This is a genomic window from Mycobacterium sp. GA-0227b, assembly GCF_001499855.1.
Lineage (GTDB): Bacteria > Actinomycetota > Actinomycetes > Mycobacteriales > Mycobacteriaceae > Mycobacterium.
The window spans coordinates 234,991-249,128 of record NZ_LQIK01000032.1; the positions used below are offsets into that span (position 1 = coordinate 234,991).

The 14,138-nt window shown below is 62.5% G+C and carries 13 protein-coding genes and 1 pseudogene; 4 read left to right on the plus strand and 10 right to left on the minus strand.

Annotated elements, in window-relative coordinates; genetic code table 11:
* Positions 1-30: 30 nt before the first annotated feature.
* Positions 31-1,389, minus strand: a complete 1,359-nt coding sequence (locus AU185_RS21840; protein WP_156425626.1) for a hypothetical protein — start codon at positions 1,387-1,389, stop codon at positions 31-33.
* A 492-nt stretch (positions 1,390-1,881) separates the two neighbouring features.
* Here AU185_RS21840 and AU185_RS21845 point away from each other — a divergent pair, with 492 nt between their 5' ends.
* Positions 1,882-2,787 (plus strand): class I SAM-dependent methyltransferase, encoded by a 906-nt coding sequence (locus AU185_RS21845; RefSeq protein WP_059098215.1) that lies wholly within the window; start codon positions 1,882-1,884, stop codon positions 2,785-2,787.
* Between the two features lie 331 nt (positions 2,788-3,118).
* Entirely contained in the window at positions 3,119-4,027 is a 909-nt protein-coding gene (locus AU185_RS21850; RefSeq protein ID WP_059098214.1) for a sulfotransferase family protein, read from the plus strand.
* Between the two features lie 35 nt (positions 4,028-4,062).
* Here the strand turns inward: AU185_RS21850 and AU185_RS21855 are convergent, their stop codons facing one another.
* The 4 genes and pseudogenes from AU185_RS21855 to AU185_RS25915 form a co-directional block, all read right to left on the minus strand.
* Positions 4,063-4,833, minus strand: a complete 771-nt coding sequence (locus AU185_RS21855) for a GAP family protein (protein WP_059098213.1) — start codon at positions 4,831-4,833, stop codon at positions 4,063-4,065.
* A gap of 82 nt (positions 4,834-4,915) precedes the next feature.
* Positions 4,916-5,776, minus strand: a complete 861-nt coding sequence (locus AU185_RS21860) for a CbiQ family ECF transporter T component (protein ID WP_059098212.1) — start codon at positions 5,774-5,776, stop codon at positions 4,916-4,918.
* Positions 5,773-6,660 (minus strand): ABC transporter ATP-binding protein, encoded by an 888-nt coding sequence (locus AU185_RS25910; RefSeq protein WP_502687741.1) that lies wholly within the window; start codon positions 6,658-6,660, stop codon positions 5,773-5,775. The genes AU185_RS21860 and AU185_RS25910 overlap by 4 nt, the downstream gene beginning before the upstream one ends.
* 60 nt (positions 6,661-6,720) lie before the next feature.
* Positions 6,721-7,041 (minus strand): annotated as a pseudogene (locus AU185_RS25915) (ATP-binding cassette domain-containing protein); the annotation flags it as partial.
* 948 nt (positions 7,042-7,989) lie between these two features.
* Between AU185_RS25915 and AU185_RS21870 the strand changes: the two are divergent.
* Together AU185_RS21870 and AU185_RS21875 are read left to right on the plus strand one after the other, a co-directional pair.
* Positions 7,990-8,850, plus strand: coding sequence for an NAD-dependent epimerase/dehydratase family protein (locus AU185_RS21870; protein ID WP_059098449.1), 861 nt, complete (start codon positions 7,990-7,992; stop codon positions 8,848-8,850).
* Between the two features lie 33 nt (positions 8,851-8,883).
* Entirely contained in the window at positions 8,884-9,654 is a 771-nt protein-coding gene (locus AU185_RS21875; RefSeq protein ID WP_059098211.1) for a cephalosporin hydroxylase family protein, read from the plus strand.
* A gap of 6 nt (positions 9,655-9,660) precedes the next feature.
* Here AU185_RS21875 and AU185_RS21880 read toward each other — a convergent pair whose 3' ends face one another.
* From AU185_RS21880 to AU185_RS21900, 5 genes are read right to left on the minus strand one after another with little or no spacing between them, the layout of a single operon-like run.
* Positions 9,661-10,884, minus strand: coding sequence for a class I SAM-dependent methyltransferase (locus AU185_RS21880; protein ID WP_172800173.1), 1,224 nt, complete (start codon positions 10,882-10,884; stop codon positions 9,661-9,663).
* Complete coding sequence (locus AU185_RS21885; RefSeq protein ID WP_059098209.1) at positions 10,881-11,432, minus strand: dTDP-4-dehydrorhamnose 3,5-epimerase family protein; 552 nt, start codon at positions 11,430-11,432, stop codon at positions 10,881-10,883. The genes AU185_RS21880 and AU185_RS21885 overlap by 4 nt, the downstream gene beginning before the upstream one ends.
* The gene (gene rfbG, locus AU185_RS21890; RefSeq protein WP_231740235.1) at positions 11,429-12,517 is read right to left on the minus strand and encodes a CDP-glucose 4,6-dehydratase; all 1,089 of its coding nucleotides are present in this window, start codon (positions 12,515-12,517) and stop codon (positions 11,429-11,431) included. Before rfbG ends, AU185_RS21885 begins: the two co-directional genes overlap by 4 nt.
* On the minus strand, positions 12,505-13,278 hold the full coding sequence (gene rfbF / locus AU185_RS21895) for a glucose-1-phosphate cytidylyltransferase (RefSeq protein ID WP_059098208.1): 774 nt from the start codon (positions 13,276-13,278) through the stop codon (positions 12,505-12,507). The genes rfbG and rfbF overlap by 13 nt, the downstream gene beginning before the upstream one ends.
* Entirely contained in the window at positions 13,275-14,138 is an 864-nt protein-coding gene (locus AU185_RS21900; protein WP_156425628.1) for a hypothetical protein, read from the minus strand. Before AU185_RS21900 ends, rfbF begins: the two co-directional genes overlap by 4 nt.

Below are 14,138 nucleotides of genomic sequence, written 5' to 3' on the forward strand. Positions count from 1 at the left end.
CGGGAGTCGGTTTCGCGCAGGCGTTCCGGTTCAGTACATATGGCCGGTCAGCTCGAACTCGGCCAACGTCTTCGCAATCAGCTCGTGCAAAGCGGGCTTGGTGTCAACCACGCCCGGTTGGTAGGCGTTCACGGTGAAGTAGATCTTGGAGCCGCCTGCGACGCGCCACGACTGCAGAGCCATCTGACCCCCCGTCAACTCGAGCCACTGTCGCGTTACGCCTTGCGCTGTGGCTCGCGTCAGAATGATCTCACCGTCGGTGCCATCGGGACGGTACACAATCGGGTCGAACTCGTCGAGGTTCGAGCAAAGCGCGGGGGCATCGGGGTCGGCGAGCCCCGCATCGACCATCCGCTTCAACGCGAGTTTCGGCGTGAACGGGACCAGTGACCGCAACTGAAGCGTCTCATCCGGCGTCTCCCGCAGGGTGTTCAGTGCCTGCTTGATGGCAGCGCGGAGGTCATCGAGTTCCGTCGTTACGCGTGTCGGGTCGACGCTCACGCTCGCAATCGACATTGCATTGGCACGCGTATCACCCTCCGTGCGTTCGTTCATGGGGAGGTGCAAGGTGACGAAGCCGTCGCCGGCGCGACGGCGCCCCATGCGCTCGGCGAGTTTCGCACCCAAGGCTGCGATCAGCGTTTTACCGGTTGCACCGAGAGCCGTTGCGCGGGCATCCCACTCGGCCAGGTCGATTTGGATCGAGACAGCCGGCACGACGACCGCATCATCGCCGTCGACTGCGCGCAGGGCGACGGGTGCTGGCGAGGCCGTTGATCGGGCAGCATCCCGCCGTGCATGGCGGGCCAGCCTTGCCGCCGCGACAAGCGCCCGCCCGACCTCAGGCGCCTCCCGTGCCGTTTCGCGGGCGTCCTGAAACACCGCGCGGCGCCGAGGGCGTGAATGCGACGGTGGATAACCAAGATTGGCAGGGTTTCCCCGAACCGCGTCAGCTACCACCTGATGGAGCCCGATGCCGTCGACCACGTAGTGAGAGAGCACCAGGCTGACCGCGGTCGCACCGTCGGCAAGGGGAAGGACGCCGAGATGCCAGCCGGGGCCGCATTCCGGATCAACAGGAAGCTGCGAGCGTTCATCAGCCCAGTCGCTGAGTTCGGTGCGCGGACGGGCGCGTTCGGCGACATCGATGTCCGATGGACCCCGATCTGTTACCCACCGATGCCGGGCGAACGGCAGCGGCGAACGCTCGATACGCCGTCCCACCAACCCTTGTCCGAGATGGTGGTGAAAACGCTCTAGTCCGTCGAAGTCGATCGCGCGCTCATAGAGCCACACGACTTGGATCACCAGGTTCAGTCCAGCGGCGCGATGCCCCGCGAACAAGGCCTGGTCCACCAACGCAAGACGATTGTCCAGCCGCTCATCCATGGCCGCAGGATAGACGGTGACCCGGCGCTATCGCGGTGAATGCCTATTTGGTCGCACTATCCGGGGCGGAAACCGCCGCGCGCTGTCTTAGCGAGGGCACTTTATCGTTAGCGGCCTCGGAATCCGATGTGATTAGCCGGATTCGGGATCGGGCCGCCGATACTGCGTCGGTATGCGTCAGTCGCTTAAGTCGGCCTGGACATCGTCTGTGGCAACGCTTAGTGTCTACCTCTGATCAGTCCTCTTGGCGGAGAATACGCCACGGTTCAGGCGCGTTATAGCGTCCCGCGTCGCGGGGCGGTCGGAATTCTGCGAAGGTAGGTCACGATGTGCGAGGCGGAGCGACCTTTCATCGGATGGACCGCTTCACCCATCGATACACAGGGCGCGCAGCAATCGGTTGGCTCGAGGATCGACCCCGTTAACGAGATTAGTAAAGACTGCCGAATATGCGGATCGGTTGGCCCTCATAAGACTATCTGGGTTCGCGAAATGATGTTCGGAACTCGGGAGCATTTTGAATACTACTTCTGCGAAGCATGCGAGACATTACAAATTGTGAATTTGCTTGAGGGTGACGAGCTCCAGCGCCATTATGCGACGGATTACTACTCATACAAGCCCGGCGGTGCGCGGCTGTCTCGATGGCTCATCACACAGCAAGACCGCAAAAAATTGGGTGTAGGCGGCGGGTTCGCCGGTGCGCTACTGACGAGGCGGCTGCCCGACGGCATCCTTCGCGCACTTCTCGGCGGAGACGTCGCCGGAATTCTCGCTCAGCTTCAGCTCAAGTCGGACGCGCGAATTCTGGACGTGGGATGTGGTGGCGGTGCGCTCCTCGACCGGTTGGCCAGAGTGGGGTTCACCAACTTGCTTGGTACGGATCCGTTCATCACAGCCGACCGTGAGACGCCTCAAGGGGTGCGGCTGAAAAAGGGGCATTTGAGCGAAGTGACCGGCGAATTCGATCTCATAATGTTCAATCATTCGCTCGAACACGTCCCCAACCCGATCGCGGCGCTCAAAACGGCATCCGAAAAGCTCGCTGCTGACGGCATCTGTCTGGCTCGCACGCCGACGACCTCATCCGAAGCGTGGAAAACTTATTTAGCGGATTGGGTGCAGATCGACGCTCCTCGGCATTTCGTCGTGCCTTCTCGAAGGGCAATGGCATTGGCGGCGGAGAAGGCCGGGCTGGTCGTGGAGCAGACATTTGACGATTCGAATTTAGGCCAGTTCATGGGGAGCGAAGCATATAGGCGAGGGGTTGCCGTGACCGACACGAAGATTCTTCGACTGTTTAGTCCGAAGCAAATTTGGGAGTGGGAAAAGAGCGCAGATCGGCTCAATCGGCTAGGCCGCGGTGACCAAGCAGGGTTCGTCATGCGGGCCCGATAAGGCAGGGCGAGTCGCTGATAGCGGAGCCGCCGACCAGAACCGAAGTCGAAGTGCGACGCGGAACTTGTCTTGAATACCGGTTTGATGGGCCTAAGCGGCGCACTCGTCTCATGCTGTGAGCGGCGACCAAATCGCCCATAGCAGAAGGGTATTCACGCTAAAGAGGCCAGTTTGACCCGATCCACCGTTATCCTGGTGCCGTGACAAGCGGCCCCTACACTGCCACGACCGGTGCGGCGCACGTGGTTCCGAGCACAGAGTTTTGCCGGTGAGCCCGGCGCAGCAGCCCGCGGGTGCTGCGGCTCGCCCGGTTGCTCTGTTCGTCCTGGGCGTGACCCGCTCGGGCACGTCGGCGCTCACGCGGATGCTCTCACTGTGCGGCGCTGCGCTCCCGCCCGGCCTGGCGGGAGCCAACGCTTCCAATCCACTCGGCTATTGGGAGCCGCGCGCGTCGCACCGGATCAACATCGGTATCTTGCGCCGCCATGGAAGCGAATGGTTCGACCCGACATTGCGCTTGCAGGAGGAAGGCGCGTTCGACACCGACGAGAAGGCCGCAAGCGTCGCCAAGATCAGCGCGTTCCTCACCACATTGCCGGCCGCGCCGCTGGTTGTCATCAAGGACCTACATATAACGGCACTGTCGGACATGTGGTTCGAGGCGGCGCGTCATGCCGGATTCGACGTCGCGGCCGTGATCACGGTGCGCCATCCGCAGGAGGTTGCCAAGTCGCTTGCGAGGTTCAATGGGGCCTCACCGGAGCTCGCGGCCGCCCTGTGGCTGAAAGCCAATCTGCTGGCAGAGCGAAACACACGAAACCTGCCAAGGGTATTCGTCGAGTACCCCAACCTCCTTGACGATTGGCGCAGGGAAGTAAAGCGGATTTCCGCGGCGCTGCCGATCGATCTCAACACCGACAACGAGCGCGCCATCGACGAGTTCCTCAAACCTGACCTCCACCGCCAGCGACAGAGTGGCCCGGTGACTGCGCCCTTCGGCACAGGTTGGATTTCCACGGTCTACGACACACTGCGCGCGGCGGCGCGGGACGAGTCTTTGAATCAGTCCGCGCTGGATCGCGTTTTCGAGCAGTACCGGGAGAACGAATACGGATTCCGGATGGCGTTGGAAAATTTCCACCGCCTCCACAAGTTCAACTGGCTTGTCCGGCCGTCCATCGTGAGCCTCGCCTACGAGGCCCTCGCTATAGCTCACCGGCGCCGCGGGCCTTGGGCGTGAGCTGCCCCAGCTGAAGGCCGCTCATATTCAACAGCTCAGAAGATGCCGATGCCCTTGCCCACCGTGAAGAGCCCGACCAGGGTAAAGATGGCTACCAGCACATGCCGACGGTGAGCCAGCGCCCAGTCATGCAGCGGTTGCAGTATCGCTTGGGTTTTCGTCGGCGCGACCAGATAGCTGAGCAGAGCGATCTCGACGACTGAAAACACCGCGATGACGAACACGATGACCGCGAAGACCTGCGTGCCGATCCCGGCTCCTGAGCCAACGATGGTGGCACCTACGAATAGCACCAGCAACGGAGGCGGCAACCCGAGGAGCCCGAACACGAAGGCGACCCACAAGGATCCGTCGTCCCACGCATTTTGGAGGCGGCCGAGCAGCCGGCGGATCGCCGATCCGCCCTCAGCGGCGGCAGCACCCAGCGGCCCCAGGGGTGACGTTGCGGTTGGTGTGTTGCCGCCCGGGGCCGGCACGGACGCCCGCTGACGCGCGAAGGACCGCACGGTTATCACCGCTGCGATCAGGAGCATGAGCGTTCCCATGCCGAGCTGAATGTGCCGGGCGGCGGCGCTTGCCGACGTGGCGGGCACGGTCATCTCTTGCGAAAACGACGCGAATGCCGGTATCAGGTGCAGCACCATCAGCGGAAGCAGCAGGCAGGAGAGATACATGATCATGCCGCCGACCCAGTAGGCCAGCAGGTTTCGCACGGGCCGTGGCCGGGAGACCATCAGAAGGATGACCGCGAGAAGCACCGGATTGATCGCCACCAGAAACGCCAGTCCCAGCAGCGAACTCCACACGGCGGGGAACGCTACCTTGTCGAGCGCTCCATCTCAGACGAAGGGCACGCGAGGACACCGGTCTGGGGCGAGCCAGGCCCAGTTACTGGCTGATGTGGAGAATGGTCTCGACCGCGACCGCGCTACCACCGGCGACCGCAGCGATCGCGAGGGTCACCCAGTCCGCCAGTTTCGGCCGCGCCGGAGCGGCAGAGAACTGCCCGGTTCCGCCGCGAGCGGTTATTGCGTCGCCCATTTCGTCGGCGCGTCGCATAGTCATGGCCAGGGCCGCAGCGATCAGGTCGATCACGTCTCGCGCCTGCTGTCGACGACGGGCCTTACGATTTGGCTGCGGCTGCCTTGACCGTAACCGATGGGCCGCGTAGAGGGTCTGGAACTCGTCGATCAGCATTGGGAAGGCGCGCAGCCCGAGCGCCAAGGCCACCGCCCATTCGCGTACGGGGATTCGCAAATAGGTGAACGGGCGGGCCAATGTCGTTATTGCAGGAACGATTTCGGAGACGTTGGTGGTCCAGGACACCATCGCCGCCAGCCCGATCAGGCCGAACGCCAGCAGGGCGGCCCGCAGGGCGTGCAACGCACCACCGAGTGCGATGTCGACTCCGCCCACCGAGATCACCGGACTACCGCCGGCCAGCGTCGCAAACACGACAGCCAACGCGATCAGAATCCACAGCCGACGAGGCCGCGACGGCAGAGCGCCACGCGGAATGCGGGCGACCCGGGCCGCGGTCAGCACCAGAATCCACACCATCCCGATCATCACCCAGCCGGGATAAAACCACAGCAGCACCGAAAACCAAAGGACAACAAGCAGTTTGGTGCCTGCCCACAAATTGTGGATCGGCGATCTTCCGGGCACCGGAACCAGTAACAGACCCCGACGAGGAGATCGCCTGGTCGGGCCCTTGGTCGGGCTGTGGCCAGAGGAGGTTGCCGTCACAGCCCACTCCCCGCCGCGGACGAGGCCGTTTCCAGTACGCCATTGTGTAAATGCAGGATCCGCGGACAAATGTCCTCCAGCCCGACGGGGTCATGCGAAACGGCCACCACCGTCAGACCCTGTTCACGGCGCAGGCTGGCCAGCAGCTGCAGCAGGCCTCGTTGGCCGGTCGTGTCCAGGCCTGCCAGCGGCTCGTCGAGAATCAACGCTCTCGGGGATCGCGCCAACAGCCCGGCAAGCACCACACGGCGCATTTGGCCCCCGCTGAGCTGGTCGATGCGCCGATCGGCGAACGCGGGCCCCAACCCGACGGACGCCAGCGCTGCCGCCACGCGGTCTTCGTCGTGGTGCGAAAAGCCTGCTGCGGACGCAACTTCCAAGCCGACGAAGCTGCGCATCAACTGGAGCCGGGCCGCTTGGAACGACAACGCCACCGCGCCGACGTGCTCGTAGGCGGGTTCGCCATCAATCAGGCAGACGCCGGAGGTGGGAACCGTCAACCCGGCCATGATCCATGCCAGCGTCGACTTACCCGAGCCGTTCCCACCGTGGATCAAGACCCCGTCTCCTTGCTCCACCACGAAGTTGATATCGCGCAGGGCGGTCTTGGCCCACGGTGTGCCACTGCCGTATTCGTGTCCGACACCGACGAGTTCCAGTACCGGCACGTGCGAGCAGTTCTTGACCGCGATGGTGGGCACTGCGGTTGGCACGGCTGTTTCGACTTCGCCGGTGTCATCCAGTGAATCGCTGAGGTTGACCGTCCGGTCGGCGCACGCGGCCGCGTTGTCGTCGTGGGTGATGTGCACCAGAGCCGTCCGGTGCCGTGTGGTGAGACCGGACAGCACACGCAGCAGCGCGTCGCGACCCGGTTGGTCAACCATTGCTGTGACCTCGTCGGCGATCAGGAGTGCCGGTTCCCGGGCGAGCGCCGCTGCCAACGCAAGGCGCTGCAGTTCCCCTCCGGATAGGCTGCCGGTCTCGTGTTCGGCGAAACCCGCCAGCCCGACCTCGCTGAGCAACCGGGCGACGTCGACATCGGTACCCGGTGGTAGTCCCCAGATCACATCGTCGATGACCCTTGTGCCCAGGACTTGGCTTTTCGCGTGCTGCAGGACAAGCGCGGTGCCGCCCATCTGGCCCAGACCCACCGCGCCGGGCCGGTCCACCGAACCCGAGGTCGGTTCCCGGCCGGCCAGAATCTGCATCAACGTGGTCTTGCCGGAACCGTTCGCGCCGGTAATGGCGACGTGTTCGCCGGGATGCACGTCCAGGCTGACGTCGCAGAGCGCGTCTTTCGCCGCGCCCGGATAGCGGAACCGCACCTTGTCCAACCGCACCGGCACCGGCGCGATCGGAACTTCCTGGGACGCGTGCGCGCTGGGCTCCGCAGCGTCCAGTTCGTAGCCCCCGGGCATGATGTCGCGGAGCCGGTCCAACACCCTGGACAGCACCGACCACGCGATCAAACATGCGATCGCGGAACCGAGGACGAGATAGCCGAAGAGCAGCAACGGCCAGTGGTCGAGCCCCTCGGCGAGGTACCGCTGTATCGCCGCGCCGAGCCCCTGCAGGTGCACCCACGACAGGAAGGCAGCGATGCCGTCCACCGTCGCGGTGATCACCACGAACATCAACTGCCGCAGCTGAGTCGACACGGCAAAGACGCCGACCCAGAAAGCGGCGTTGATCACCCCGACGACCAAAGACAGGCCCAGCAACGTCGGCGTGCCTCGACCCGTGCGTTTGACGAACCCGGCCAACCCGCCGACACTGGCGCAGTTCAGAACCGCAAAAAAGCCGCCCAGGCCGGTGATCAGAAAGGTAATCACGCCACCGGTGACCGTTGCCGCGACCACGGCCCGAAGGCGGAAGCGGTAGGCCAGCAGACCCGGCAGCAGAATCCCCAGCACGCCCAAGGACTTAGCAAACGGGATCACCACGGCAATGATCACGATGACCGCAGAGAGTCCACCGATGACCGCGGCATGCGCCAACTCGTGGGGTCGAAGCGGTCCACCCGGAACGCTCCGAAGACGATCACGGGCGGTCACCTGGGCGATTGTGCCAGGGCAGCAATCCACGAATTCACGAAACCCTTTCTGCGCCTGTTTTCGGGTGAGGTGTGGGATCTGGTTTCGTGCCGCAAAGCGGAGGCAACACGCGCGCTCGTCGAGCAGAATCCGACCCGGAATGCAGAAGCTGAGGCTGCCATGACTGTCACGTTGACCGGAGCGACGGGATTCGTCGGAAGGCGGATCCTGCGCAACCTTCTCGAGCGGGGCTGCTCGGTGCGGGTGCTGGTGCGCGATCCGTCTCGTCTCCCTGACGTCCCGGCACGTGGACGGCTAGAGGTGGTGAAGACGCCCGATCTGTTCGCAGAAGTAACGGGCCGATTGGAAGAATTGCTCGAGGGGTCGGAAACCTTGGTGCATGCGGCTTGGCATGGGGAGCCCGGTCATTACACGTCGCGGTTGAACCTGGCCTGCCTTACCGGCACACTCGACCTCGCGTCCGCGTTCGCCACAGTCGGGGGCAAGCGATTCGTTGGTGTCGGAACGTTCGCGGAGTACGACCCTTCCGCAGACCTGATGGCGACCGATACCCCGTTGGTGCCGAACACTTTGTATGGCGCATGCAAGGCGTCCGCCTTCCACGTACTCCGGTGTTTTTTTGACACCACGAGCGTCAGCTTCGCCTGGTGTCGGATCTTCAACGTGCATGGAGAAGGTTTGGATGAAGATGAGCGGGGGCTGGTTTCATACATTCGCAGACAACTGGGGGCGGGCGAAGAAGTGCTCCTCACCCGCGGCGATCAGGAACGTGACTACCTCGACGTGAAGGCCGCCGCCGGGATGATCGCCGATGTAGCGCTGGGGTGCCAGCAGGGCGCGGTGAACATCTGCTCTGGTGAAGCGGTGACCGTTCGACAACTCGCCGAACGCATCGCCGACGAGTACGGTCGGCGCGACCTATTACGTTTTGGGGCTCGGCCCGAAAACATTTTCGACCCACCGCGGGCCATCGGCGTACGCAACGACGTGGCGACCGGTCCGGAGGAGAGTGCGACGTGACGAGAGACCGATCCGATTCGACCGGAGCCGGGCGTGACTGATTTTGAAGATGAAGTCGTAGACCGGATCGACGCCATGTCACGCAACGACCGCCTCCAAGCGCAGGCGGCCGAATTCATCCATACCTCGGCGCTTTCCAAGTACTCGTACAACTTTTTCTGGATGTCGCGGCCGATCATCCAGTATCCCCAAGACGTTTTCGCCATGCAGGAGTTGATCTGGCGTGTCCGTCCGGACCTGATCATCGAGACGGGCATCGCCCACGGCGGATCGATCATATTCAGCGCGTCCATGCTGGCGCTGCTGGACATGACCGACGCCATAAACGCCGGTGTCACGTTCGATCCGACCAAGTCCAATCGCAAAGTGCTGGGCATCGATATCGACATCCGGGCGCACAACCGTGCAGCCATCGACGCGCACCCCATGGCCTCCCGCATCCAGATGATCGAGGGCTCGAGCATCGCGCCCGAGGTGGTGGCGCAGGTGCGCGAGATAGCTGCCGGCCACCAGCACGTCATGGTGTGTCTGGACAGCAACCACACCCATGAGCACGTGCTGGCCGAGCTGGAGGCCTATGCGCCGCTGGCCTCAGTGGGCAGCTACTGCGTCGTCTTCGACACTTACGTTGATGACTTGCCCGCCAACACCTTTCCCGATCGCCCATGGGGTCCCGGTGACAACCCGAAGACCGCCGTTCGGGAATACCTCAAGACCCACTCGGAGTTCGAGATCGACAAGAGCATTCAGCACAAGCTGGCGATAACCGTGGCGCCGGACGGGTATTTGAGACGGGTGGCCTGAGATTCTTCACAGGAACTTCAACTGGGGGACTGCCGTCACGAAACGTGTGCCGCTGCGGGCAAGATCAGCCATTTGAGTCCGCACCTCATCGGCGATGTTCCAGGGCAAGATGATCACATCGTCGGGCGGATTCTCGCGCAGTGCCTCGGGGGAGCGGATGGGGATGTGGCTGCCTGGCATGAACTTTCCCTGCTTGGACTCCGCGGCATCGCAAACGTAGGGCAGCAAGTCGGCCCTCACACCTGCGTAGTTCAACAAGGTGTTGCCTTTTGCCGCGGCACCGTAGGCCGCGACGCGCCGACCGGTGCGCTTCTGATCGATGAGGAAAGCCAAGAGGTCATCTTTGACCCGGTCGGCCCGCGACTGGAAGGCCGTGTAGGTCTCGAGTCGCGTCAACCCGAACTGGCCCTCGCGCGCCAGCAGCGAGCTGACCGAGTCTGTGGTCGAGATCGGTGCCGCGGCGTGACAACCATAGACGCGCAGGCTTCCGCCGTGGGTCGGCAACTCTTCCACGTCCCACGCACGTAACCCGGCCATGGCGAAGATCTGGGCCACCGTGGTGAGCGAAAGGTAGGAGAAGTGCTCATGATAGATGGTGTCGAACTGGGTCCGTTCGATCAACGGCATCAGGTGCGGAAACTCCAGCGTGACAACGCCTTCCGGCTTCAGCGCCGCGGCCAACCCGCGGGTGAAGTCGTTGATGTCAGGAACGTGGGCGTACACGTTGTTGCCGACGATGAGATCCGCCCGCCGTCCTTCGCTCGATAGTCGACGTCCTAACGCCTCGCCGAAGAATTCCCGCGCCACCGGGATACCCAGCGCCTCGGCGGCAGCCGCCGTGCTTGCCGTCGGCTCGATGCCCAGGCAGGGGATCTCCGCTGCCACGAAACTTTTCAGCAGGTAGCCGTCATTGGATGCAACTTCGACGACAAAACTCTCGGGACCGAGCTGCAGCCGGTCGATGATCGTGCGCGCATAGCCGGCCGCGTGATCGAGCCAACTGCTCGAGGTGCTGGAGAAGTAGGCGTAGTCGGCGCTGAACAGCTCCTCCGCGCGTGCGTAATCTTCGGTTTGCACCAGCCAGCACCGGTGGCAAACCTGAACGCGCAACGGGTAGTACATCTCCGGGGAACACAGGTCCTCGGCTTGCAGGTAGGCGTTTGCGGGCGGCGCAAAGCCGAGATCGATGAGGCTGTGCTCCAAGGGCACGCCGCAATGTCGGCACTTCATAACGCAATCGCGGTGAAATCGGCGCTCAGCATTGGATGGGCCCGGTCACGAGGTGACAGATCCTGCGGCGGCAACGGCCAGGTGATGGCGAGTCTTGGGTCGTCGTGACGAAGGCCGCCTTCGGATGGTGGGTGGTAGAAGGCTGTGTGCAGGTACAGCAATTCGCTCGCGGGCTCCAAGGCCTGAAAGCCGTGGGCGAAACCCTCCGGTATCACCAGCATTTTCGCGTCATCTTGCGCCAATTCCTCGGCGTGCCAATGCAAGAACGTGGGCGAACCGGCGCGCAGATCCACCGCGACATCCCAGACTCGGCCGCGCAGGCACCGGATCATCTTCATTTCCGCGTGTGGTGGCCTTTGGAAGTGCAGGCCGCGCACGGCGCCGGCGTGGCTGGTTGTGGAGTGGTTGATCTGTGCGATCTGGCGGTCGCCCAGCAGGGGCTGAAGTTCCTCAGCGCAGAACAGGCGGACGAAGGTGCCGCGGTTGTCCCGGTGGCACAACGACTGGACGATCTTCAGACCGGCCAGTGGGGTATCGAGGATCTTCATACTCTCGCCCAGTCCAGGCCTGCGTTGGCGGCATCGGCGACATAGGCGGCCAGTTCGTCAGCGCTCGACACTTCACCGCCTTCCAGCAATCGGTGATACCAGTTGGCCGTGCGGTGGACCGCTGTCTCGATATTCCAGACGGGACGCCATCCCAGATGCCTCTTCGCCTTGGCGCTGTCGAGTTGTAGCAAGCCCGCCTCGTGTGGTTGGGGATCGGATGAGACTTGCCACCGAAGCTGTGGCCACGTGCGAGCAAGGTCTCGGAGCAGCTGCTCGACCGTACGATTTCCGTCCCCGTCGGGGCCGAAGTTCCAAGCATCGGCACAAGTGTTGTCGCCGGCCAGGAGCCGCTGGCCAAGTAGTAGATAGCCGCTGAGGCAATCCAGCACATGTTGCCAGGGGCGCGTGGCATGCGGCGAGCGTATGACCAGTGGTTCGTTGGCGAGTACCGAACGTACTAGGTCGGGAATCAGTCGGTCCTCAGACCAGTCGCCGCCGCCAATCACGTTGCCGCCCCGAGCGGTTGCGACCAGCGGAGCCGACGGGCGTTGCGACAGCGCGGTTCGGTAGCTCGCGGCCACCAGCTCGGCGCCGGCCTTCGACGCACTGTAGGGGTCCTGACCTCCGAGCCGGTCTTGTTCTCGGTAGGCCCAAGGCCATTCGCGATTCTCGTAGCACTTGTCGGTCGTGACGACTACCACGGCACGCACGTCTGGCGTGTGCTGGGCGGCCTCGAGCACATGTACCGTGCCCATCACATTGGTGGCCCAAGTGGTGACTGGCTCGCGGTAGGAACGACGGACCAGCGGCTGGGCAGCCAAGTGGAAAACAATCTCCGGCCGCTCCGCGGCGAAAACCCTACGGACGGCTGCTTCGTCGCGAATGTCGATGCGATGATCGTCGATGGCCAGCTTCAACAGCTCCCAATGGCTGGGCTCGGACGATGGGTCCATAGCCAGCCCGGAGACGCGAGCGCCGAGCGCGTGCAGCCACAGACACAACCAACTGCCCTTGAAGCCCGTATGGCCAGTGACCAGGACCCGGCGCCCGCGATAAGCAGTTCCGAAAGCGTTCAACGCCAGCATTTCCAGGGTGCTTCGCTGCGATTCCACAGATCTTCGAGCATGTTCTTGTCTCGAAGCGTGTCCATCGGTTGCCAGAAGCCCGAATGCACGAAGGCCATCATTTCGCCATCGGCGGCGAGACGTGCCAAAGGCGGCCCCTCCCAAGAGGTCTGGTCGCCCTCAATGTAATCGAGTACCGCGGGCGACAGGACGAAAAATCCTCCGTTGATGAGGCCGCCATCGCCACGTGGCTTCTCGACAAAGCGCGCGACCCGGTCGCCCTCGCACTCGACCGCCCCGTAACGCCCCGGCGGAAGCACCGCCGTGACCGTGGCGTGGCGGCCGTGCTGACGATGGAATTCGATGCTCGCGCCGATGTTCACGTCGCTGAGCCCGTCACCGTAGGTGAAGCAGAAAGCCTCGTCGTCCTGGATGTAGGAGGCCACGCGCTTGAGGCGTCCCCCGGTCAGCGTGTCGTCACCGGTATCCACCAGCGTCACCCGCCAGGGCTCCGCGTCGTGCCGATGCACTTCCATCTTGTTGAGGGACATATCAAAAGTCACGTCCGACATGTGCAGGAAATAGTTCGCGAAATATTCCTTGATGACGTAGCCCTTATAACCACAGCAAACGATGAAATCATGAATACCGTGGTGCGAGTAGAGTTTCATGATATGCCATAGGATCGGCCGCCCGCCGATCTCCACCATCGGTTTGGGGCGGATGGCGGTTTCTTCGCTGAGGCGAGTCCCCATACCGCCGGCCAGCAATACTGCCTTCACCGGACTTGCCTATGTTTGCGGTTATACGAATCCAAGCGGTTCCTCGGCCGATCTGTTAATCCGGCGGAGTACCTCGAGTCCCCTTCGACTATCACCGTCATATACCCAAAAATATCTGCCGGAATGTTGTTCGAGTATTTTTCGACAAGGTGCCGAATCAGAATGAACGATCCCAGTCTCTCCGAGAGAAATCCGACCGCCCTTATCTGGAAAGCGTTGTATTTCTTCACACGACTGCCATATCGATTGAGAAACTCCCTGCCCAGAAGTTCGATACTCGACAACGTTTGCACTAACCACCCCTTGGGATAGATGCCGAGTTCAATGCCGCCAGGAATGAAGTGCTTTGCCGCCAAGAATTCCGACGCGGACTGTGAATCAAGTATGCCCATCTCAACCGCGAGGGATGTGTAATCGAGAATATCTTGCCGGCGATGAACCGCTGCGTAATGACCGAGTATCGAATTCTTGACGTGCAGAGGCTGCGCGATCAGAAATTCATGCTCAGCTCTCGGGATGAATACTGATAGCTCGGCTGCCCTTCCAAAGTTCTCGAGGTTCAGCTCCCTGAGAGTTGGGAATTTATAAGACTCCAGCCCTTCCGCAGAAGGCAGGATTCTCTTCCTGTAATTGGAAATTTCAATGAAGTCAGCGTCGCTGGAGAACCGCTGGATCGCGATCGGCAAGACGTATGTTCCTGCGGCGCCATACGCTATCGGTCTTGCCTCGTGCCAGAACCGATCAAGTTGGCTTACATGAACCACAGATTCGGATCGGAAATCCCCAAGTGCGATGCAATGGTCATACCAGTCTTCAGGCAGTAAAGGCCTCTTATGGCTAATGCAGTATCTGTCGATCAT